The sequence below is a fragment of the Bacillus sp. N447-1 genome (genome assembly GCF_022701035.1).
GTDB classification, from domain to species: domain Bacteria; phylum Bacillota; class Bacilli; order Bacillales; family Bacillaceae_G; genus Bacillus_A; species Bacillus_A cereus.
The window spans coordinates 1,416,402-1,436,918 of sequence record NZ_CP065509.1; the positions used below are offsets into that span (position 1 = coordinate 1,416,402).

A 20,517-nucleotide genomic window follows, 5' to 3' on the forward strand; every position below is an offset into this window, starting at 1 on the left:
TTGAATTCACTATGCCTGTCCCTCAAAATTATAAAAAACCAGGAAGAATTTCAGCAAAATCACTCGTTTTAAATCAACTACAAAATTGGATTATTGAAGGTGTACTGAAGCCCAATGAAAAAATTAATGATGGGGAATTGGCTGAGGCACTAGGAGTAAGCAGAACACCTGTAAGAGAAGCACTTCAAATATTAGAGCTTTCTGGATTAGTGGAAATGGTACCAGGGCAAAAAACAAAAATTGCTCCTATTAAGTTAGACGACGTATCTATCATTTATGAAACGATGGCTGGTCTTCACTCTATTATAGGAAAGCAAGCTCTTCAAAACATTACAGACGCTGATATTCAACTACTTTCTGAAATAAATGATCATTTTCAGCACTCTATAGAGAAAAAAAACGCAAAACAAGCTTTAAAATTAGATATACAATTCCACAATACAATTTCTTCTATTGCTAAAAACCAATATATTGAACCCTTTCTAGAAAATATGCACCTTCACGTTTTACGTCTTGAATATTTGTTTTTCCAAAACTTTGTTCCAGCAAGTCAATCTATTGAAGAACATCACTCTATCATTCAAGCATTACAGAAGCAGGACGAAAAACAAATGGAACAAATAATGACCCAAAACTGGCTCCGTCCCATGAAAGAAATACAAAAAATAATTTCTACGAAATAAAAGGAGAGCTGGTTACACAAAATCGTAACCAGCTCTCCTTTGACTAATCTATATAGCTATGCCTGAACATTTGCATAATCTTCCATATCTTCGTACTCTTTTTCCAATTCCTCTAAAGACAGCTCGTATAATTGTCGGTCGCGAATCTTAAACACACCTGCTCCAATTAACTCATCAATTAAATGCCTCTTACGATTTTCAACAGCAAAACGGAGTTGACTACTCATCTTTTAAAAAACTCCTTTCTACGATCATTGAAAATGATAATCTTTATCAATTACCACTTTTGATTATAAAAGATGACTCTTTATAAGTAAAGTAATTTCATGAAATATTTACCTTGCAAAGTATTTGTGGCCACATTATATATATGTATGCCGTGCGGAAAATGTTATGACACTTTTTCTTATCCTTTTTCTTTCATACTTTGCAAGTTGTCTCATCGTGATGAAATTCACCATCTATTTCTACTTGAATGGTGACATGTTCTACATGAAATTTCTCCTTTAATACATACGTAGCCTCTTTTAATACACTTTGCGTTTCATTCCCTTTAATAATAAGATGACATGTTAATACTTGAAAATCTGATGTGACAGACCATATGTGCAAATCATGAACTTCTTTGACAATCGGAATATTTAATAACGTACTTTTTACCTCTTCGACATTTATGTGCTGTGGTGCACCTTCCATTAATATATGAACCGTATCACGTGTTACACGCCATCCACTAATAATGACTAAAATAGACACAAGAATACTAGCAATCGCATCTGCAGCAGTCCATCCGAAAAATTTAATAAGTAACGCAGCAATGATCGCTCCGACGGAACCCAATAGATCGCCTAGTACGTGCAGGAAAGCACTTCTTAAATTCAAATTACCTTTCACATCTCCGCCTCTCATTAATATCCAAGCTGATAAAATATTAATAAGCAGACCAAGGACTGCAATAATGAGCATCCCATTACTAGCAATCTCAACTGGTTCTTTAAAACGACGGATTGCTTCAATAAAAATGTATACCGAAATGACAATAAGAACGACACCGTTACATAATGCTGCTAACATTTCGACTCGCTTATACCCGTATGTTTTCGCAGTTGTTGCTGTTTTTTCTCCGAGCTTAAACGCAAGTAAACTTAAAGCTAAAGATACTGCATCACTTAGCATATGCCCCGCGTCAGATAGTAGTGCTAAGCTATTTGTTACAAATCCACCAACAACTTCTGCAATCATAAAACTTGTTGTTAGTAGGAAGGCAATTAGTAATGCCTTTTTATTTTTTGAATGACCATGATCATGCGAATGTCCCATACTTATACTCCTTTAAGTACAATATCTGTATGTTAGTATGAAACAAACTCCCCATCTTTATCCCGAATCAACTGATTGTAAACGCCCGCTTCCTCTGTATACACACTTCGCTACTTTTTAGACAATCCCTTTTTCTCAAATAAAAACAAGACTACTTCTTTTTTATTTTCATATTGTTTACTAATGAAAGACTTTTTAAGGAGGTTACTAAAATGAAACGTTTATTTCTCTGTATGGAACGTGAACTTGTTGTAGTGAAAGAACAATATGATAACTATGAAACGACTTACCACTTACAAAATATGCAACCTACCTGTATCGCTGTTGATCCGTTCCGCCCAAACCGTGTATATTGCGGAACATTCGGACGAGGTCTATGGTTAAGCGACGATAGCGGGGATTCATGGAGACCAATTGGAGATTCTTATCGTTACTTTGATTTCCCTAAAGAAGATGGTATTTTACACTCCTCTATCACTTCCATAACAATAAGCTCAAATGAACAAGTGAACGGATATGGGGGCGTTTATGTCGGCACAGAACCGAGCGCTTTATTTCGCTCTGAAAATGGTGGTGAAACGTGGACTGAACTTAAAAATATGAAATCATTATTATCTTCTTATACGTGGGCTTTCCCGCCTAGACCTTTTACCCATCACGTACGCTGGATTACAGTTGATCCAAACAACCCTAATACAATACACGTTTCAATCGAAGCTGGTGCTGTTATTCAAAGTAATGATAAAGGGCATACATGGATTGATAAAAAATTCGGTGCTCCTATCGATGCTCATCAATTACTTATGCACCCTGAAGCACCAAATCGTCTTTATGCATCATGTGGTGACGGATTTATGGGCGGACCTGATCGTGCTTATCTTGAAAGTTATAACAATGGAAACAGCTGGATCTCATGCAGTGAAGGACTTGAACATCATTATTTATACAGCCTGGCAATTGATCCAGCTGATTGCAATACGATTCTCGTTTCAGCTGCACCGAGTGCTGATCTGGCTCATCACCGTATCCCTTATGAATCTTATATTTATCGAAAAACGAAAGATACTCCGTTCCAGCAAGTACAACAAGGACTACCATCTGCAATCGGTACAGTCATTTCGATGTTTGCGACAAACAAGGCTGAACCACATACGTTTTACACGTTAAATAACAATGGCGCCTTTCAATCCAATGATAGCGGCGAATCGTGGGAACAACTAAACATTCCGTGGAAAGATGAATATAAAACGCAGCATCCGCATGCACTACTCGTCACTAGTTCTTAGCGAAAAAAGACTGCCTAAATGATTTTAGGCAGTCTCTCTTTTATTTCTTTAAATCAATGACAATATCATCTAATACAATACCCTTATTGCCTCCCAATCTTCGAGGTACAAAACGCTCCTTTACTTGTCCTTCAACTATTGTTACCGATCCATAATTTTCAGGAGTGTGGATTCTTAAATTAACGTGAGGTGTTATTATTAACTTAGTAGCGTTCTCATTAAGTTGTTGGAATGTTTTACTCCAATTAAAATTATAAGAATCTTCACCTGAACCTCCATTTCCTTCTCCATAATACTGATTACCTAAATCATCTCTCACTTCTAAATCGACATCCACTCCATCCCATACACCCCTTATCTTTTGAGATACTTCTTGGTTGTAATATAGAATAAACGAAATTGGTGTTATTTCCATTCTCTCCATATTTACTTTGACACCATCTTTTTCTGTACTACCTCCAATCAATGTCTCTTTATTTTCTATTCCTTTTAGATTAATATTAAAATTCCAATCCCCTTTTATCTCTTCTTCAGTTTCTAAAATGGCTATACTTTGTACATTCCATTCAACATTCACTATAGTTTCTTTACTACCAACTAGATCGCTACTTGTTTTTATTAAACCTGTATATTTTCTATCTGCGACTTTAGTAATTTTATTGCTACCTGATTGGGTACCTGCTCCTTTAATAGTTAAAAAATCCAACGTACTTGGATTTTCGCCTAGATCTCTGTTACTTTCTATAGAATAGTTTATTGATACTGTCTTCCCATCAAAAATGGCATCATTAATCGTTATCTTTATTCCCTTGCTTTCTTTTGTCATATTTAGTACTGTAGTGTATTGTTTATAATTATAATGAGGCTCCATTATCTTCCCTGCGTCAGTTTTAGAGTTTTCATATAACCCTGTTCTACCATTATCTAAAAATCGGAATATGTCCCCTACAATTGGCAATCCCCCGGCATATGTAGGAAAACCGATACCAAGAGTTGCAACTGATAATCCTACTAAAATAGATGCAGCAGCGACACCTTTTTTCCAACTTTTCATCTTTTTCTTCGTACGTATCGATTGTTTTACATTTCGTTTTACTTTTTCCTTTTCAATTTCAGAAGCCTCAATTTCTTCTAGTTCTTTTTCGTCTATATCAATATCATTTAATAGTTCATAAATGTCTTTCATATTGCACTACCTCCAAAACTAATATTCGTAGCATTTTGTTGTAGTTTCTTTTTCCCACGGTACACTCGATTATCAATTGCTGCCCGAGTTAATCCTAACTTGTCACCTATTTCCTCTGTCTTCATACCAAGTAAATATTTCATAATGAACACCTTTTGATCTAGCGGTTCTAATTGATTAATGAGCTTCAATAATTCTTCCCTATCTTCCATAACGATTAATTCGTCTTCTGCTGATTTTTCTGTACTGATATGAAACTCATCTGAAATGATTTCTACCGTTTTAGTCGATTTCCGGTAATAATCAATTGCTTTAAACTTTGCAATCGCTGCAATCCACTTTTTAAAATCACTCGGCTCTCCATGAAATTTATTTGCGTTATTCCAAATGGAAAGAAATATATCGTTTATACATTCCTCTATGAGTCCATCATTTTGAATGGGAAGTAGAACTTTATGCGTGATCCCCTTTATGAGTGGTAAGTATGTATCGACAACAAATTCTAACGCATCTTCTTTTTGCCGCTGTAATCTTTTTATAAAATTTTTCTCATTTGATTTCATGTAGCGATTCCCCTTATTGTTTTGTAAAAGCTCTTACACCCTATATAACGTCTGAGAAAATTTTTTCTCTCATCTTTTTATTTTTTGTATGTAATGGAATACTTTCCCTTAGCCATTGTCTCACATAACTATGCGTTCAAAGAAAATTTTCTCAAGTCTGTAATTTAATTCATGTAGTACACTATTTATATAGTCACTTTTTAACTTAGTGTACATTTTATTTCGTTAATCTACTATTTTAATTTAGGAGATGAGATGTGTATGTGTGGAATTACAGGTTGGGTAGATTGGAAGGAAGACCTTTCAAATCAACATGTTATTTTAAAAAAGATGGCAAATAGTATTGAGCATCGTGGTCCAGATGCTGAAGGATTTTGGTTTTCACCTCATGCGGCCTTTGCACACCGGCGTTTAATTGTAATTGATCCAGAAGGCGGGACACAGCCGAAGACATTCCGTGCTGGTGATTATACGTATGCTCTTACCTATAATGGAGAAATTTATAATTTCCGTGAACTTAAAGAGCAGCTTCAAAAATGTGGGCATGCATTTGAAACCCATTCAGATACAGAAGTATTACTACATGCTTATTTAGAATGGAAAGAAGACTGCGTGCGATATTTAAACGGAATTTTCGCTTTTGCCTTATGGGATGATCAGAAGCAACAATTGTTTTTAGCACGAGATCATTTAGGTGTAAAACCACTCTTTTACACAGAAAGAAATCACAGTATTATTTTCGGCTCTGAAATTAAAGCATTATTAGCGCATCCATCTGTCCCTGCTGAACTTGATGCGGGTGGAATAAATGAAATATTTGGATTAGGCTTATTTCGCACTCCAGGATGTGGCGTCTTTAAACATATTAAAGAAGTACGTGCTGGACATTCTATAACATTTACACGTCATAAAAAAGTAGTTACGAAGTATTGGAATTTAGAAAGTAAGTTCCATACAGACTCTATAGAAGATACATCTTCGCATATTTTATCTATTTTACAAGATACAGTAAAAAGACAATTAATTGCCGATGTTCCTCTCGTTTGTATGTTATCAGGCGGATTAGACTCTAGCGGTATTACTGCACTTGCGGGTAAAGAATTTGCTGCGGAAAATAAAACACTTCATACGTATTCCGTTGACTTTGTAAATAGTGCAAAAGATTTCGAGCTGACATTTGCTCGCACTGGTTTAGACGCTCCTTGGGTAAAACGCGTTTCTGAACATGTAGGGACAGCGCATCATGATATTATTGTGAATGCTGAAGAATTAGCAAATCACTTATTCGTTCCCCTTCATGCGAAAGATTTACCGAGTGCTGGTGAAATGGAAACTTCACTATATTTACTATTTTGCGAAATGAAAAAAGATGCGACCGTAGCTTTATCCGGTGAATCGGCTGATGAAGTATTCGGTGGATACCCTTGGTTTCATCAAGAAGAATTACTATATGTAGATAAGTTTCCTTGGCTAACAAATTGGAAAAATACATCTCCTCTTCTACTAAATGAAGTAAGTAACCAATGTAATCTAGAAAACTATATTGATACACGATTCCAAGAAGCGATACTTGAAGTACCTACTCTTGAAGGGGAAAGTAAAAAATCCGCGAAACAACGCCAAATGTTTTATTTATTTTTAACACGATTCCTTCCTTTCTTACTTGACCGTAAAGATCGTATGAGTATGGCTGTTGGATTTGAAGTTCGTGTACCGTTTTGCGATTATAGATTAGTTGAATATTTATGGAATGTTCCTTTCAACATAAAAAGTATTGATAATATTGAAAAAGGCATTTTACGTAGAGCACTACAACCAGCTTTACCTGACGATGTACGTAATAGAAGAAAAAGCGCTTATCCAACTTCACAAGATCCACACTACTTACAAACAATCCGTAATTTAACACTTGATATGTGTAGCAATAAAAACAATCCTATTTTCTCACTTATTAACCATTCCATCTTACTTTCAATTGCTGATCAAAGTAATAAAGAGATTAACAATTTTGAAGCAAGAAGTGCCATGGAGTATATGCTACAAGTAAATGAATGGTTAAAAACATATCACATCCATATTGCTTAACAAAAAGGAGTTCAAGGATAAAAACCTTGAACTCCTTTTATATTAATTAGCACATTGTTTATTATCAGTATCAATAGACCATCCAATAATCGTGGCACAGTCTCTACCTTTCCACTGCAGTACATTTGTTAATACGGGCTCAATCTGCAAGCTATTTCCGTCGTGTAATATTTCTACTAAAGATTGATCATCATCAAACCTTCGTTTGTCACACTCTAAAATACCGTCCGTTGCCATTACAATGTGATTCATTCCTTTTTCTAATCCTCTTACACCTGACGTAAAGCAAGGTGTATTTGCTGCAAAAATATTTTTCCTGCCAATATATTCGTAATTCTTCCGTTTATTTAATCGTCCTTTTCCATTTTTCGTTTTCTCAGAATGGAATAAATACGCGAAACAATCACCAACTGATAACCAATATAAAAATTCGCCTTTTCGTAAACAAATTAAGCAAGCGAGTTCCTCATCATCTTGATCACACTTTTTAATAAATAACTCATCTGTAAATAACGCTAATAAGTACATATGTGTATGATGGAAAGCTAAATGTATTGGATATGAGAATAACTCTTTTAGTTTTTCTTTTCTTTCCGAAATCGCTTCTATTATATAATCTATATTTTTTGTTTTGTGATGTGTATCAAAAATCATAACAAATTCAAATTGTAATTCAGGATCCCACCAAGCCAGCACCGCATCTCCTCGTTCATATGCATCACTCTCTTGATTTCCCCCATATACGCCGACTGAAAGAGGACCACATTTTTCAACATGTATTTCATCTACATACATCTGTTCATGACTAATCCATTTGAATGTATTCACAGCTATCATCCTCTCTCTTGCTAAATGTATACCTTTACACATAGATTACCTTATATTTCAATAAAAATAAACTTTTTCAACATTTTTTATCCAAATAAAAGGGTTTTATTTCTGAAATCACGAATATATCTTACTATACGATATAAAAAGGAGATTTATTATTATGTACAACATTAATCAACATTGGGAGAGCATTTATTATCACTTACGATACGAATACGAGGACAACCTTTCCCACCAAGCAATTCGTATTTTACAAATCGTTTCTCGTGAGAAAGATATAACAATTGGAAAAGTCGCTACTGAGCTTAGTCTTTCTCATAACACAGCATCTGAACATATAAAACGCCTTATTCAAAAGGGTTTCATCGTTAAAGAGAGAAATAAAAAAGATGAAAGAGTGGTAAACCTTACATTAACAATTGAAGGAATTGAAGTATTAGAAAAACATATTTTACTAGATAAAGAAAAGATAAAAATATTAGAATCACAGTTATCAACAGAAGAACAACAATTAATTGAAAAAGCATTTTCCTTATTAGCGAAGGAGGCAAAATATGCATTTCCTCGTTAAAATAATCGTTTCGGCACTTATTATCGGCGTTATCACTGAAGTCGCTAAACATTACAGTACGATAGGTGGCTTTATTGCTGCCCTTCCTCTCGTGAGTTTACTTAGTTTATTTTGGATTTCATTCGAAGGCGGAAATAAACAAGAATTGAGTCAATTTGCTTTAGGGGTATTATATGGATTCCCCGCATCAGCACTACTATTATTTATTGTCTATATTGGTTTAAAAAATTCATTTACACTTAGTACATCTGTCCTACTTGGTATAGGTGTTTGGTGTATCGTTTTTGCTTGTCAAAAATTATTTCAAGCTTAGGAGGAATTAACATTCATAAATTTGTAGAAATAATGGGGCAAAATATAGAAGTACATATAAAAGGAGATGGTAAACAAACTGTAGTCATTCAAACCGGAATGACTTGCTCATTTTATGATTGGTTTCCTATTATAGAAAAGCTTTCAGAGCACTTTACAGTTGTTTCATACCATCGCCCAGGTTACGGAAAAAGTGATTTAGGCAATCAGCCGCGTACAATAAGGCAAGTTACAAAAGAGCTACATATGTTACTAAACAAACTAGCTATTCAAGAACCATTTATTCTAATCGGTCATTCCTATGGAGGATTATGTGCACAACATTTTGCGATGTTACATGAAGATAAGCTGCAAGCACTTATTTTAGTTGATTCTACTTCGATGAACTTACACCGTTTAGATGAACTTCATTTACCAATTTCTGATCAAACTGATTCTGATGATGTTTGGTTTCAAAAATATAATATGTATTCAAAAATGGATGTAGACATACTTTATAACGAACTAAAACCTATTCTCACCGATCAATCAAAACAGCAAATTGAATTCTCTACCTCGCCTTCATTATATAAAGCGACAGCTTCTGAACTATCGGAGTGAAAAAACTGTGCTCTCTCACTAAAAGAGCTATGTAAAACATTAGAAATACCATTAATCGTTATCGGTAGAGATCCTCAATATTCTATTACTCAATTGACTAATGGTGGCATGCCAAAAGAGGAAGCAACACAACTTGAAGCAATGTGGCAAGAACTAATTCACGAACAATTACACCTCTCAACTAACAGCCAATATATTCTTGCCGAACATGCTAGTCACGGTATAGAAAATGATCGACCAGATATTATTATTGAGGCGATTCATTTCTTACAAATAAAAAAAGGAAGCAACTAAAGCTGCTTCCTTACTTATCTATTCATAATCTTCTTCATCATCGATTTCTTCGTAATATGAACTTCCATTACTTACATATATAGGGCCATTCGCAACATCAATACGTAGTACCCACGCCCATGGCACAGCTAAACGTTTATGTATCGCTCGCCAAAAGCTCATTGATTTTCTTTCGTACTCCTGGAACTCCTGAAGTAACTCTTTGTAGGAGGAACCGTCTAACTGAATATTTGCTTCTAACAAACGAGAATGGGCATAGTACTGTAACTCTAGTTCAGCAGCAATTTCCATTTCTTCTTCCGTTGCCATACCAATGATTGTTCCATCTTCTGGTGCAATTTCATATACGTTTTGAACTTCAATAAGCCCTTCTTTCTCTTTCTCAAACATGTAAACAGCCTCCTTTAACATATATTTTTTATGTTACAAAGTCATACTTCTACAATAACTTCTCTCTTTCCTCTTTTTTTGATAAACTTTTACAAAATATTTAACCGATGACCTGTTTTCTCTATTCTTTCAGCAGAAATGAAACGATTTTTATCAAAATTTAATTTATACACATCAGGCATATGAAGTGTTTTCCAAAACTCAAAATCATATTTCGAATTAAAATAATTCATGAGTAATACCATAATATTTCCATGCGTACCTATTACAATATTCTTATCTTCATATTGTTTTAATATATTTTGCATACATATTACAGCGCGCCTTTGTGCGATATCATTCGATTCTCCGCCTTCGTATGCAAAACTCCAATCTTCCCACACATTCTGCATAGCATCATTAAAATTTGGTACTGGCTCTGTGCTCAATAATCTTTCACGCAAATCTTCTTCTGTTTGTATTGATAATTTATATGTATTCGCAATTCCTTGTACAGTTTGGATTGCTCTTTTGTACGGACTAGAAATAACAACATCAATATGTTTATCTTTTAATAAATGTGTTACATTCTCTGCATCACAGTGCCCTTTTTCAGATAAAGGTCGTTCCCGTTCTTCTTTTGTATATGTAGAATGGGCATGGCGAACGAAATATATTGTTGTCATTTTTCAACCTCCTTTCTTATTTTCAATTTATATTCAATAATAAGATTGGAAAATCCTGTATTACAAAAAAGCACTTTTCATAAGTGCCCCTTTGTTTACATAATAAAATTATTTCATTATAATTTATTTCTGAATTCCTCACTTATGACAATATCTCGAATAAAGTAATCCATATTACTTAGAAGCTTTTCAAATGCTTTTTCACTCAAATTGTTCATCATAAAGACAATCTCAATCTTATTCCCTTTTTTATCAGTACCATAGAAACTATTTGTTAATACAAATGCAGTAGAACCACCTTTCTGTCCAGCAAATTCGAACATACCCTCTCCTACGGTTCCTTTAAATATATTCTCAATCTCACCTTGCATTTGTGGTGTAAAATAATTTCTGCTATTTATCTTTTCCAGTAAACTCATGTAATCCTTCGCATTTGCACCTATAAACCGATCTGACCAAATACGCTGAAAGTCCATATCGGCTTTTAAAGATATCTCGCGTTTTGTCCATTCTTTCTCGTCTTTCATCCATTCATGTATTTGCCATACATGCTTAACATATTCATCATTAGACATATTACGTAGCTTGTCCAATGCTTTATTTTGAGGAATATGCAGTTCTTTTTCAACATAGCCCCTCATATATAATGCCCCTGTATACGTTGGATAAAATTCATCGTGACTATTTAAGCCTAACTCTTTCAAACTTTCATTTATCCGCGCTGCTCCAAGCTTGTCTAATAAATATGATGCATTCGCATTCGAACTATAATGGATCATTCCTTTCACTACTTCTTCTAAAGAAGTTTGACCACCCTTCACTAACTCTTTAACTTTTACATCATCTAGCCATGCAGGGTGTGCACCACCATCAGTATTTTTCACATAGTATTTTTCTAATTCTTTCAATGAAATTTGCTCGTCTTTTCTTATTTTCCCTTCATCTACTTGCTTAGCATATTCAATTGCTATAATGATTTTCGACATACTTGCTAGCGGTAGTTTTTCTTTTTCATTTATTGATGTCAATGTTTCACCATTTCTTTTAACAATTAAAGAAGTTGTTTTATCATCCTTATGTTCTTTTATGTAATTTAGCACATAATTAGAGTCTTCTTTGGAATTGACATATTCCTTCACTGAAAAGAAAGCTATACAGCCTACTATAGTAATTCCAGCTATAATTCCAACAACTTTTAATCCCCTCATGATACTCCCCCTAAAATAAATATATTATATATTATACTAAATAAATTTCCTTTTAAGTAATAATTAGATTATTTATACAAAAACACTTCTTTTCTTAAACAACAAAAAACACGCCTTCATTAGGAAAGCATGCTTTGTGATATCCTTCACATTTTTTAGTTAAAAAATAAATGTTTACTTACCATGATGTAACATTAAATCACTAAGTTCTTCTTCAATGTGATTTAATTTCGCAACGCCTTCTTTCCATTTATGAATATAACGTGAAACCCCAACAAAAACAAAACAATAATTGTGGAAAGAATAATACCATATACGATTGCTACAGTACTCATAGTTACACTTCCTTATAATTAGTAATGTGGTTATTAGTTATATTTTTATTATAAACCTTTTTCTTTTAAAATACTTCGATTTCAACTTTTTGTAACAAAATTGATTTTTCTAACATTTCGTTCGTGAAAATGGCATATTTTTCACAAATTATACAAAACTTCACCATATGTACTATTACCATATGAGTTATATTATTAAATAGAATAAAGGGGATGATATACTATGACGACTTGGTTTATTGTAATGTTAGTTGTATTTGGAGCATTTAAAATTATCGTTTCTAGCCTTCCTAATTCTGTTATTGAATCCATTATTAGTCGCTTTGAAACACATCCACAACTCGAAGAAGAGAATGTGACTGTTACAATGAACGGAAATAACTTAGTAGGCGAACAGAAATCAAAAATTATTCATGATTTTAACGAAGGTTTATTTTTAGATCGCTATTATGCACCACCCTATAATGAAGGCACTCCTTTAATTATCAATGCAAAACGTGGTAAAAAAGATTTTACATTTTATATTTATAGTCATGAAGAGCATGTTGATGTTGTAAAACAATATAAAAAGAAGGTAGTTGCTTATAGTTTACGCTCTAAAAACCTTCAAAATAGTGATATGTTTGTGTCAGCTGATTTAGCTTAATACTCATATATAAAAAGGAATCCATGGCATATGGATTCCTTTTTACTATTTACTGAAAAATAAGCTCTGTCTTCAAACTATCTTTCGGTAACAACCAGCCTTTTTTCTCTAAACTCGCCATTAATAATTCCCTTTGTTTTGTCGCAATACTTTCTTCATTTGTTTTAAATGACACTTCTATTACGAAGTCATCTTCTAATTTCCCTGTATTACTTAATGGCCAAATTTCAATATTTGCTTTTATGTTTTCAAACTCTCCTGTATATCGTTTCATTAATACAGGACCGTAAATACGGGAATTCTTTAACATCTCTTCTCCCCAATTTGTATACAACCATTTGTTCATTTTCCCTGGTAATTTTTCTATTAACATGTTTTGAGCAGCTTGTTTATTTGGTAAATCAAGTATTCCATATCCTTTAGCACTGTAACTTTTCTTATTTGAAATGCTTAATGTTTTCTTCTCAAATCCCCAATCTATTTCCGCCTCATAACTATCCGTATTACTATCGAATCCTTCTTTTTTAGCTACTTCTAGTGCATCTTGAATTACACCATTTGGAATAGGATATCTTTTTTTATATGTTAGTTCAAAATCTTTACTAAATTCTTTCTTTCGAATTCTAGCAAACCAACCTTCCTCGCTTAAACTTTTATTCGCAGTATCTAAAAATTGCACTTGTATTCTTTCATATTTTGTACCAGCCTGGAAATGTTCTAACACCTCTTGCTTCATCTCTTTGTTATCACCTAATACTTGTTCTGGCTTCAATAATAACTTTACTTCAAAGCTAGGTTTCATTGGACTAGCAGCAAACCCTTCCTTAACGTTATAAAGGAAACAACAAAAGAAAATGCTTACGAATACAAATACTTTTTTCATATACCTATCCCCTTTGCATTTTAAATGACTTCTATACGTTCCATTGCAAGTGAATATACATTTTCATATCCTGCTGAACTTAGCTTTTGTTGTAATCGATCCGTATCCTCTTTCAAAGCGTGCACTAGCACCGTATGTTCTGGTAATAATGTATTTAACATCTCTTTAACGTCTCTTATACTTTGGTGAACTTTATATGGAACTCGCTTCACCCTACATTCTTTACCTACATGCTCTTTCATAACTTTTTCTGCAAAACTCCCTTTCGCAATATGCCCAGTAAAAATAACGGCATTTCGCTTTTCATTCCGAAGTTGTTCATAATATAACTGCGCTCGTTTCGTTTGCATATTCGCATCACTCATTACAACTATTCCGTAACTATTTTGCATACTAATGTCATTATCCATCACTATTATGTTTCTTTTTAAACTCTCCATAATCCATTTAAATTCTTCATTATTTTTTATCCAATCTTTATATACGAACATCTCTTCAAATCCAGCCAAAATTTCTTTATCCACTATAAGCGGAAATTCTTTATATCGTTCATATAAATACAATACTATATCTTGCGCCCTACCAAGTTGTGGAAGCGGTAATAATGCTATTCCTTTATTTTGCATAACTCGTTCAATTTCTGCACATAGTTCGTTTACACGTTCATTTTGCGAAACATCATCTGTGTGATAAGCGGCATCCACAATTGCGATTTTTATATTGTAGCCCAATTTCTCAGGTAAATTAGCTCGTAGTATATTAGAATCTGCTGAATAGTCGCCTGAATAAAATACGTATGTATTACACATATCAACTAAAAACCAAACAGCTCCTAATACATGCCCACTATATCCCCATTGAAACCGCAATGTAGGAGTAATTTGTATCCATTTATTTGGATTACTAATCTCATCAATACATACATAATTTAAATCTTTTATATGTTGGTCGCTATAAGGTAAATTCCACCCTTGCATCGCATTATAGTTTCTCCATTTTTCATAATATAACGGCAGTTGCTCCTTTGTATAACGAGTCGTCCAAATTTTTTTCTTATAGCCATACTTCGCTAATAAAGGTAAACCCATCGTATGATCTTCATGAATATGTGATAAAAATACCGCATCTAAAAATGGAACAGCTTCTCTCTCTATTTTTGGATAACTATCCTCATAAGATCGATTAATACCACAATCAAATAATATTTTCGTCTCTTTATTTTTTACAAAATAGCAGGAGCGACCGTATTCTCCTGCTCCTCCCCATACTTCCACTCTCATCATACTACCCCTTTTCGTTTTTGCTCCATATGTTGTAGCAGTAATAAGCATATTGTTGTAAGTCCAACAGAAACAACAGCCATCGCCATGCCTATAGATACTTCACCCTGTTCAAATTGGGCAAAAATAAACGTTGCTGACGTTTCTACTGATGGAGGTAATACGAGAAGCGATGCTACTAACTCTCTTATCGAAATTGTAAATGTCATCGCCCATCCAGCAAGAATACCTGGGATAATAAGAGGCAATATTATTTTTCTAAAAATATAAATATAATTTCCAGAAAAAACACTTCCTGCCTGCATGAGAGAATCATCAATTTGTCCGAGTGATGATTTTACATATTGCACCGTGTAAGGTAAAAACAGAACAACATACGTTATGATAACCATGATTGGTGTATTATAAATTGACATAGGCATATATGGTGAATTCCAAAATAGAATAAGACCTACAACCATAACAATTCCTGGTACCATATTCGGTAACATACCGCACATATCAAGCCATTTTTCAGAGGTTTTTTTCCCCTTTCGAATCATAAGTGCCAAAAAGACTCCAATCATTACCGCAATAATCGCTGTTACGAGTGAAAAAAGAAAACTATTCCATAAAGCCTCTAATCCTGGAGATCCCATTGTAAACAATGCCTCATAATGGCTTGTTGTAAAGTTATTTACATGTAAACCGCCGCCTCTTAATTTTGACAAAGAAGCAATAAGTATAGAAAAGTATGGAATTCCAATTGATACGATTAATAAACCAATTACATACATCCATGCTACAACGCGCGTAAATATAGACAAAGTATATCTTTTAGATTTCACACCTTTTCCACTAACCATTGCATATGAATACTTTCGATTCAATACATTTTGCATATACCAAATGAGCATACAAGCACTAAGTAATAAAGAAGATAATGCTGTTGCACTACTAAAATCAATAGGCCAACTCGAAATAAATTTATGAATTTCTGATGTTAACACGTGGAATCCTATTCTACGTCCGAATGTAGCCGGTGTTCCAAATTCAGCAATCGTCTTTACGAAAATGAGTAAAGCCCCCATTACATAGCTTGATACTAATAACGGCAATATTATTTTTCTTAAACGATAGAAAAAACTTCCGCCATGAACTGCTGCAGCTTCTTCTTTACTACTCCCAATCTGAAGTAACGTATTTTTCAGCATGAAATAAAGAAATGGGAATAAATGCAGACTCATAATTAAGACCATACCTCCTAAACTAAAAAACGATGATGAAACTGTCTTTAGCATAGGAAAAAATTGTTCAAAATAGCCGTTAGGTTGCATGAACAAAATCCAGCCCATCGATCCAATATACGGCGGTGTCATAAATGGAATCATAAAAACAATATCTAACTTACTATACTTTCCTACATCTGTTTTGCTCATAATAAACGCCAATGGAAATGCAAATATTGTAGCTCCTATTACAACGAGTACACCTAGAAGCATCGAATTTAGAAAAATTCCCGCTAATCCACCACTCTGCATCACTTCAAAAGGCTTTAAAAAATTCCAACTGCTATTTTCATATACACTAGAAAATAAAATAAGAAAAAGTGGAATGACGATTAACATCGCCACAAGTAATAACGCTACCGTCATTCCAACTTGTCTTACTGATACGAATCGATTTACCATGGAATCACCATCTTATTGAAATACTTTCTTAAATTGTTTTCCTATTTCATCTTGCTCTTTCTCAACTGTTTTCCAATCAATATTTAATACTGGAATCTCTTCTACATTTGGTCTATTTTCAGCTTTTATATCTGTTCTACCAGGCAATAAATACGCTTTAGAAACTTGTTTTTGTACATCATCGGATAATAAATAATCAATAAACTCTTTTGCACCTTCAACATTTTTACTATCCTTCATAATCCCAGCTGCACGTGGGCTAATAACTGTTCCGCTTTTTGGATATACAATATCAACAGGTTCACCCTTTGCTTTTGCGCTATACGTCATATAATCAACACCCGCAATGACCATATCTTTCGCACCTGTTACAACTGGGTCTAACGCTTCCTGATTTGCTCCTGCTACTGTAACTTCATTTTTCTTAAGCTGCTCAAATAAATTCCATCCATCTTGTCCATTCTTTTTCACGTATCCTGTTACAAAGTCTAAAGCTGAACCTGAAAGTGCTGGATCTGGAAGATTCACTTTCCCTTTCCATTCTCCTTTCGTTATATCGCTCCAATCTTCAGGCGCTGTCTTCACATTTTTTGTATTGTACACAATCCCTAATGCTGAAGCACTATACCCGAAATAATGTCCTTTATCATCTGACCATTCAGAACGCAGCTTATCAGCTTGTTTCGCTTCTTTATAAGCTAACGTTTGACCCTCTTTCTTTAATCCTTCCATCGCTGGTAATGATGCAAGTACGACTACATCAACGACTGGATTTTTCTTTTCAGCTTCCATTCTCGCTAAAATTTTACCAGTTGTCCCTTGAAACATTTCCACCTTTATACCAGTTTTCTTTTCAAAGTCTTTTTGAATTTTTTCTGCTAACCCTTTTGGTCCTGCACTATATACAACAATTTTCTTTTCATTCGTATTTTTACTTTTTGCATCTGCATTACCTGTCTTTGAACTACACCCTGTTACTACAGCCGAAAATAATAAAGTACATACAAATAAAGACTTAAGCGAACTGAATTTCTTCATACGATTCTCCCCCTATATGATGAATACATTTTTTTGGCACATATAACGATACTGGTTTACCGATGCTTAGCTTACTATTGTGATAGGCTGTCCAGATGCCTAAAGTCCCCATATTTACTTTCACTTCATAACGTTCTCCTACATATGTAACGTGCTGAATTTCACCTGTATACATTTCGCACACATCATTTTTTGTCCAACTCACATGCTCTGGACGAATCATTTTTTCACCCTCTACAAGCCAATTCGCCTTACCAACAAATTTGGCAACAAATTCATGAGACGGTTTCACATAAATATCTTCCGGTGTTCCTTTTTGTAATACTTCTCCTTGTTTCATGACAATAATTTGGTCTGACATTGACATTGCTTCTATTTGATCGTGAGTGACATACAGTGCAGTTAAACCAATGGAATGAACGATATCCATAAGCTCTATTCTCATTTCTTCTCGCAAAATTGCATCGAGTGCACTTAGCGGTTCATCAAACAAAATAAAGTGAGGTTTTGTTACAATTGCTCTAGCGAATGCGACACGTTGTTGCTGTCCACCAGAAAGTTCGTGTGGATACCGTTTCTCCATACCTTGCAGGCGAACTCGCTTTATCGCATCTTCTACTTTTTCTCGTAAATGATTCGTTTGCTTTGTAGCCCTTAAACCAAATGCAACATTTTCAAAAACAGTCATGTGCGGCCATAAAGCAAAATCTTGAAATACCATACCGATATTCCGTTCATGAGGAGATGTCTTTATCTTTTTTGTAGCAGAATACATGCACTGGTCTCCAAAATATATTTCTCCTTTATCCGGTTCTTCAAGTCCTGCTATCATTCTAAGCAAAGTCGTTTTCCCACACCCCGAAGGTCCTAAAAGTGTAGTGAATTCCCCTTGTTTCATTACAATCTGCAACGGCTTTAACGCCTGTATTTTTCCAAATGTCTTTTCTAATCCACTAATTGTAATATCCATTGCTTCACCTCTCTCCCCTCATTCTTAACCTGCTTTCATTCTATATGGAAGATTTATACTCAATGTTAATGTACTGTAAAGATTAAATTAAAAAACTTCTAATAAACTATTTATTTCTATAGATTTTTTCTATAGTTAAAATAAAAAAGGCGGCAATTCATAATGAATCTCTTAAAATTAGAAATTGTAGTACTTATTAAGAAATACAAAAAGCTTACAATCGTTGCAGAAAAACTTGGCGTTAAACAACCAACTATTACATTTCATATAAAAAGCTTAGAAGAAGAACTCGGTGTGTCTTTATTTGAATTACGTTCTGGAAGGTATTTCTTAACAGAGGCTGGTGAGGCTTTGCACCATTATGCTTGTAAAATAGATGCGCTTATGAAAGAAGCTAGACGTGTCACGCAAGAGTTTAAAGATTTTCATAAAGGTGCTATAACAATCGGCGCTAGTTATGTACCAGCGACTTATCTTTTGCCAGAAGTCGTTCATCAATTTCAATGCGAATTTCCCAATATAAAAATAACGCTACTAGTGAAAACAGCCCCTGAAATTCGAATGATGCTACAAAATCACGAAATCGATCTTGGGATAATTTCCGCTGCTCCATTTGATGAACCACTTTTAAAACAAACGAATATAATGCCCGATACACTTGTTCTTGCCTTTTCCAAAGAACATCATTTTTCAAAGAAAGACAATGTATCGTTACAAAATATCGAAAAGGAACGCATACTATTGCATCGTAATCCATCTACAACGAGAGATTTACTTACACAATGGACGTTGGCGCACAACATTACATTCCAATCTGAAATTGAATTAGACTCATTAGAAACGATGAAACAAATTTTAAAATATGGTAATGGAATTGCCTTTATTTCTAAACTTGCTATCGAGCAAGAAATACAACGAAATGAGCTATGCTATATACCAATCCCTGAATTTGAATTTCAGCGTAATATTTATACGATTCATCATGAGGACAGATGGAATTCTAAAATCATTTCTTTTTTACTACAAAGCATCACTTCATTTACAACAAAAAATTAAAAGGCTGTCGTTATGCACGACAGCCTTTTAAACTATAAATCTATTTATTTTTCTTTGCCTCAATTTTTGCTTGCGCCTCTTCAGCCTTATCTAATGCTTCTGATACTTTCTTCTCTTTTTCTTTCACTTCATCTATACTATCGACAGCTTTAATAAGTTTATCGATTCCTTCTTCTTCTACCTTTCTACGCTTTGCCACTCTTTCATTTACTTTCTCTTCCACATCTTTTGCTTTTTGAAGCATATTCTCTGCATTTGATGTTACAGCTTTTTCAAGTTCATCATCTTTTTTCTTTTGTAACACTTCATTTGCAATGTCTTTCGCTTCTAAATACTTACCGTCTTTTAATGCTGTTGCTCCGTGATCCATTCTCTCAGCAACTTCTTTATATGATTTCGCTTCATTTCCTGATTTCTCTTTTTCTGCTTTTTCGAACCACATTGTTGCATCACTATACTTTTCATCTTTCAATGATTGCATACCTGTTTCAATATATGTGTCATAATTGCTACATCCAGCCATTACGACTAATAGAAAAAGCATAACAAAACTTAATTTTTTCATGCTGTTGTCTCCTTTTCTTTGCAAGCTCACTTTACTTTAACATACATGAAAAAGAGTTTCAAAAACTAAAATACTAATTT

At 34.1% G+C, this 20,517-nt stretch carries 22 protein-coding genes and 2 pseudogenes; 8 read left to right on the top strand and 16 right to left on the bottom strand.

Annotation, left to right across the window (positions count from 1 at the left end; translation table 11 throughout):
* Positions 1–11: 11 nt before the first annotated feature.
* The gene (locus IQ781_RS06930) at positions 12–683 is read left to right on the top strand and encodes a GntR family transcriptional regulator (protein WP_139847000.1); all 672 of its coding nucleotides are present in this window, start codon (positions 12–14) and stop codon (positions 681–683) included.
* A 56-nt stretch (positions 684–739) separates the two neighbouring features.
* On the opposite strand, the gene fbpA is transcribed toward IQ781_RS06930, so the two are convergent.
* Both fbpA and IQ781_RS06940 read right to left on the bottom strand, forming a co-directional pair.
* Complete coding sequence (fbpA, locus tag IQ781_RS06935; protein ID WP_000098303.1) at positions 740–910, bottom strand: Fur-regulated basic protein FbpA; 171 nt, start codon at positions 908–910, stop codon at positions 740–742.
* Positions 911–1,103: 193 nt separating this feature from the next.
* Positions 1,104–2,003, bottom strand: coding sequence for a cation diffusion facilitator family transporter (locus tag IQ781_RS06940; protein WP_000510034.1), 900 nt, complete (start codon positions 2,001–2,003; stop codon positions 1,104–1,106).
* Positions 2,004–2,215: 212 nt separating this feature from the next.
* Here IQ781_RS06940 and IQ781_RS06945 point away from each other — a divergent pair, with 212 nt between their 5' ends.
* Positions 2,216–3,289 carry a beta propeller repeat protein gene (locus tag IQ781_RS06945; protein WP_139847001.1) on the top strand — a complete coding sequence of 358 codons (1,074 nt, stop codon included), beginning with the start codon at positions 2,216–2,218 and terminating at the stop codon, positions 3,287–3,289.
* A 40-nt stretch (positions 3,290–3,329) separates the two neighbouring features.
* Here IQ781_RS06945 and IQ781_RS06950 read toward each other — a convergent pair whose 3' ends face one another.
* Together IQ781_RS06950 and IQ781_RS06955 are read right to left on the bottom strand one after the other, a co-directional pair.
* Positions 3,330–4,475: a DUF4179 domain-containing protein gene (locus tag IQ781_RS06950; RefSeq protein WP_000653121.1), complete on the bottom strand. Its 1,146-nt coding sequence runs from the start codon at positions 4,473–4,475 to the stop codon at positions 3,330–3,332.
* Entirely contained in the window at positions 4,472–5,038 is a 567-nt protein-coding gene (locus IQ781_RS06955; RefSeq protein ID WP_000840007.1) for a sigma-70 family RNA polymerase sigma factor, read from the bottom strand. Before IQ781_RS06955 ends, IQ781_RS06950 begins: the two co-directional genes overlap by 4 nt.
* A gap of 261 nt (positions 5,039–5,299) precedes the next feature.
* Between IQ781_RS06955 and asnB the strand changes: the two genes are divergently transcribed.
* Positions 5,300–7,123: an asparagine synthase (glutamine-hydrolyzing) gene (gene asnB, locus IQ781_RS06960; RefSeq protein ID WP_139847003.1), complete on the top strand. Its 1,824-nt coding sequence runs from the start codon at positions 5,300–5,302 to the stop codon at positions 7,121–7,123.
* A gap of 42 nt (positions 7,124–7,165) precedes the next feature.
* Here the strand turns inward: asnB and IQ781_RS06965 are convergent, their stop codons facing one another.
* Positions 7,166–7,993, bottom strand: a complete 828-nt coding sequence (locus tag IQ781_RS06965) for a PP2C family serine/threonine-protein phosphatase (protein WP_002040904.1) — start codon at positions 7,991–7,993, stop codon at positions 7,166–7,168.
* 121 nt (positions 7,994–8,114) lie between these two features.
* Between IQ781_RS06965 and IQ781_RS06970 the strand changes: the two genes are divergently transcribed.
* The 3 genes and pseudogenes from IQ781_RS06970 to IQ781_RS06980 all read left to right on the top strand — a co-directional run bounded on the left by IQ781_RS06970 (position 8,115) and on the right by IQ781_RS06980 (position 9,731).
* Entirely contained in the window at positions 8,115–8,525 is a 411-nt protein-coding gene (locus IQ781_RS06970; protein ID WP_000282375.1) for a MarR family winged helix-turn-helix transcriptional regulator, read from the top strand.
* On the top strand, positions 8,509–8,838 hold the full coding sequence (locus tag IQ781_RS06975) for a DUF3147 family protein (protein ID WP_000545608.1): 330 nt from the start codon (positions 8,509–8,511) through the stop codon (positions 8,836–8,838). The genes IQ781_RS06970 and IQ781_RS06975 overlap by 17 nt, the downstream gene beginning before the upstream one ends.
* Positions 8,839–8,870: 32 nt before the next feature.
* Positions 8,871–9,731 (top strand): annotated as a pseudogene (locus IQ781_RS06980) (alpha/beta fold hydrolase).
* A gap of 18 nt (positions 9,732–9,749) precedes the next feature.
* Here IQ781_RS06980 and IQ781_RS06985 read toward each other — a convergent pair.
* The 5 genes and pseudogenes from IQ781_RS06985 to IQ781_RS07005 all read right to left on the bottom strand — a co-directional run bounded on the left by IQ781_RS06985 (position 9,750) and on the right by IQ781_RS07005 (position 12,511).
* On the bottom strand, positions 9,750–10,121 hold the full coding sequence (locus tag IQ781_RS06985; RefSeq protein WP_000461779.1) for a hypothetical protein: 372 nt from the start codon (positions 10,119–10,121) through the stop codon (positions 9,750–9,752).
* An 89-nt stretch (positions 10,122–10,210) separates the two neighbouring features.
* The gene (locus IQ781_RS06990; protein WP_139847004.1) at positions 10,211–10,786 is read right to left on the bottom strand and encodes a histidine phosphatase family protein; all 576 of its coding nucleotides are present in this window, start codon (positions 10,784–10,786) and stop codon (positions 10,211–10,213) included.
* A 116-nt stretch (positions 10,787–10,902) separates the two neighbouring features.
* Entirely contained in the window at positions 10,903–11,994 is a 1,092-nt protein-coding gene (locus tag IQ781_RS06995) for a serine hydrolase (RefSeq protein ID WP_001214667.1), read from the bottom strand.
* 174 nt (positions 11,995–12,168) lie between these two features.
* Positions 12,169–12,329 (bottom strand): annotated as a pseudogene (locus IQ781_RS07000) (peptidase).
* 65 nt (positions 12,330–12,394) lie between these two features.
* Positions 12,395–12,511 carry a hypothetical protein gene (locus IQ781_RS07005; protein ID WP_001987133.1) on the bottom strand — a complete coding sequence of 39 codons (117 nt, stop codon included), beginning with the start codon at positions 12,509–12,511 and terminating at the stop codon, positions 12,395–12,397.
* A gap of 41 nt (positions 12,512–12,552) precedes the next feature.
* On the opposite strand from IQ781_RS07005, the gene IQ781_RS07010 reads away from it, so the two are divergent.
* The gene (locus tag IQ781_RS07010) at positions 12,553–12,975 is read left to right on the top strand and encodes a YfmQ family protein (RefSeq protein WP_000214582.1); all 423 of its coding nucleotides are present in this window, start codon (positions 12,553–12,555) and stop codon (positions 12,973–12,975) included.
* Positions 12,976–13,024: 49 nt separating this feature from the next.
* Here the strand turns inward: IQ781_RS07010 and IQ781_RS07015 are convergent, their stop codons facing one another.
* From IQ781_RS07015 to IQ781_RS07035, 5 genes are read right to left on the bottom strand one after another with little or no spacing between them, the layout of a single operon-like run.
* Entirely contained in the window at positions 13,025–13,858 is an 834-nt protein-coding gene (locus IQ781_RS07015) for a hypothetical protein (protein ID WP_000755315.1), read from the bottom strand.
* A gap of 20 nt (positions 13,859–13,878) precedes the next feature.
* Positions 13,879–15,141: an MBL fold metallo-hydrolase gene (locus IQ781_RS07020; RefSeq protein ID WP_180358745.1), complete on the bottom strand. Its 1,263-nt coding sequence runs from the start codon at positions 15,139–15,141 to the stop codon at positions 13,879–13,881.
* Complete coding sequence (locus IQ781_RS07025) at positions 15,138–16,808, bottom strand: ABC transporter permease (protein ID WP_048538199.1); 1,671 nt, start codon at positions 16,806–16,808, stop codon at positions 15,138–15,140. Before IQ781_RS07025 ends, IQ781_RS07020 begins: the two co-directional genes overlap by 4 nt.
* 12 nt (positions 16,809–16,820) lie before the next feature.
* Positions 16,821–17,846: an ABC transporter substrate-binding protein gene (locus IQ781_RS07030; RefSeq protein WP_000714684.1), complete on the bottom strand. Its 1,026-nt coding sequence runs from the start codon at positions 17,844–17,846 to the stop codon at positions 16,821–16,823.
* Positions 17,824–18,816, bottom strand: coding sequence for an ABC transporter ATP-binding protein (locus IQ781_RS07035; RefSeq protein ID WP_000355540.1), 993 nt, complete (start codon positions 18,814–18,816; stop codon positions 17,824–17,826). The genes IQ781_RS07030 and IQ781_RS07035 overlap by 23 nt, the downstream gene beginning before the upstream one ends.
* A 162-nt stretch (positions 18,817–18,978) precedes the next feature.
* On the opposite strand from IQ781_RS07035, the gene IQ781_RS07040 reads away from it, so the two are divergent.
* On the top strand, positions 18,979–19,872 hold the full coding sequence (locus IQ781_RS07040) for a LysR family transcriptional regulator (RefSeq protein WP_001050612.1): 894 nt from the start codon (positions 18,979–18,981) through the stop codon (positions 19,870–19,872).
* 40 nt (positions 19,873–19,912) lie between these two features.
* Here IQ781_RS07040 and IQ781_RS07045 read toward each other — a convergent pair whose 3' ends face one another.
* On the bottom strand, positions 19,913–20,437 hold the full coding sequence (locus IQ781_RS07045; RefSeq protein ID WP_000736443.1) for a COG3014 family protein: 525 nt from the start codon (positions 20,435–20,437) through the stop codon (positions 19,913–19,915).
* Between the last annotated feature and the right edge of the window lie 80 nt (positions 20,438–20,517).

What these genes read in the sequence shown, in the direction of transcription:
- IQ781_RS06930 (WP_139847000.1), top strand. Translation starts at nt 12, where the DNA reads ATGCCTGTCCCTCAAAATTATAAAAAACCAGGAAGAATTTCAGCAAAA.
- fbpA (WP_000098303.1), bottom strand. Translation starts at nt 910, where the DNA reads ATGAGTAGTCAACTCCGTTTTGCTGTTGAAAATCGTAAGAGGCATTTA.
- IQ781_RS06940 (WP_000510034.1), bottom strand. Translation starts at nt 2,003, where the DNA reads ATGGGACATTCGCATGATCATGGTCATTCAAAAAATAAAAAGGCATTA.
- IQ781_RS06945 (WP_139847001.1), top strand. Translation starts at nt 2,216, where the DNA reads ATGAAACGTTTATTTCTCTGTATGGAACGTGAACTTGTTGTAGTGAAA.
- IQ781_RS06950 (WP_000653121.1), bottom strand. Translation starts at nt 4,475, where the DNA reads ATGAAAGACATTTATGAACTATTAAATGATATTGATATAGACGAAAAA.
- IQ781_RS06955 (WP_000840007.1), bottom strand. Translation starts at nt 5,038, where the DNA reads ATGAAATCAAATGAGAAAAATTTTATAAAAAGATTACAGCGGCAAAAA.
- asnB (WP_139847003.1), top strand. Translation starts at nt 5,300, where the DNA reads ATGTGTGGAATTACAGGTTGGGTAGATTGGAAGGAAGACCTTTCAAAT.
- IQ781_RS06965 (WP_002040904.1), bottom strand. Translation starts at nt 7,993, where the DNA reads ATGTGTAAAGGTATACATTTAGCAAGAGAGAGGATGATAGCTGTGAAT.
- IQ781_RS06970 (WP_000282375.1), top strand. Translation starts at nt 8,115, where the DNA reads ATGTACAACATTAATCAACATTGGGAGAGCATTTATTATCACTTACGA.
- IQ781_RS06975 (WP_000545608.1), top strand. Translation starts at nt 8,509, where the DNA reads ATGCATTTCCTCGTTAAAATAATCGTTTCGGCACTTATTATCGGCGTT.
- IQ781_RS06985 (WP_000461779.1), bottom strand. Translation starts at nt 10,121, where the DNA reads ATGTTTGAGAAAGAGAAAGAAGGGCTTATTGAAGTTCAAAACGTATAT.
- IQ781_RS06990 (WP_139847004.1), bottom strand. Translation starts at nt 10,786, where the DNA reads ATGACAACAATATATTTCGTTCGCCATGCCCATTCTACATATACAAAA.
- IQ781_RS06995 (WP_001214667.1), bottom strand. Translation starts at nt 11,994, where the DNA reads ATGAGGGGATTAAAAGTTGTTGGAATTATAGCTGGAATTACTATAGTA.
- IQ781_RS07005 (WP_001987133.1), bottom strand. Translation starts at nt 12,511, where the DNA reads ATGGTAATAGTACATATGGTGAAGTTTTGTATAATTTGTGAAAAATAT.
- IQ781_RS07010 (WP_000214582.1), top strand. Translation starts at nt 12,553, where the DNA reads ATGACGACTTGGTTTATTGTAATGTTAGTTGTATTTGGAGCATTTAAA.
- IQ781_RS07015 (WP_000755315.1), bottom strand. Translation starts at nt 13,858, where the DNA reads ATGAAAAAAGTATTTGTATTCGTAAGCATTTTCTTTTGTTGTTTCCTT.
- IQ781_RS07020 (WP_180358745.1), bottom strand. Translation starts at nt 15,141, where the DNA reads ATGATGAGAGTGGAAGTATGGGGAGGAGCAGGAGAATACGGTCGCTCC.
- IQ781_RS07025 (WP_048538199.1), bottom strand. Translation starts at nt 16,808, where the DNA reads ATGGTAAATCGATTCGTATCAGTAAGACAAGTTGGAATGACGGTAGCG.
- IQ781_RS07030 (WP_000714684.1), bottom strand. Translation starts at nt 17,846, where the DNA reads ATGAAGAAATTCAGTTCGCTTAAGTCTTTATTTGTATGTACTTTATTA.
- IQ781_RS07035 (WP_000355540.1), bottom strand. Translation starts at nt 18,816, where the DNA reads ATGGATATTACAATTAGTGGATTAGAAAAGACATTTGGAAAAATACAG.
- IQ781_RS07040 (WP_001050612.1), top strand. Translation starts at nt 18,979, where the DNA reads ATGAATCTCTTAAAATTAGAAATTGTAGTACTTATTAAGAAATACAAA.
- IQ781_RS07045 (WP_000736443.1), bottom strand. Translation starts at nt 20,437, where the DNA reads ATGAAAAAATTAAGTTTTGTTATGCTTTTTCTATTAGTCGTAATGGCT.